Annotated in this window: 1 protein-coding gene; it reads right to left on the bottom strand. The window is 47.9% G+C overall.

Going from position 1 to position 334, the window contains the following annotated elements:
* Positions 1-317: MBG domain-containing protein (locus GSY63_RS00040; RefSeq protein ID WP_208094401.1), on the bottom strand; the 317-nt coding region annotated here is incomplete at its 3' end.
* Between the last annotated feature and the right edge of the window lie 17 nt (positions 318-334).

Genomic DNA, 334 nt, shown 5'->3' with positions numbered 1-334 from the left:
GGGTAAGAACTACCCGCTACTGATGAGGCCGGGGTTGCTGTTGTTGATAGGGTTGGTGATGTAGTCAAACTTAATGGAGTATCTCCATTTACAAAACCAGCGTAACTGGCTGTAAGCGCTGGCACAGCCGCCCCGTAAACTTTCGTTTGGTTATCTGCAATAATCGTCAGTGAAGCAGGTGTTACCGTTAGGGTACCCGGCACATAACTGATTGTGTAATTCGCATTCACTGCACCGCTTGCCGTAATCGCGTACGGGCTGCCTGCTACCGATGAGGCTGAGGTTGCTGTTGTTGATAATGTTGGTAATGTATTCAAACTTATTGGAGTATCTC

Source organism: Mucilaginibacter agri, from assembly GCF_009928685.1.
In the GTDB taxonomy this organism is placed as follows: Bacteria; Bacteroidota; Bacteroidia; order Sphingobacteriales; family Sphingobacteriaceae; genus Mucilaginibacter; species Mucilaginibacter agri.
This window is presented reverse-complemented; position numbering and strand designations above follow the sequence as displayed.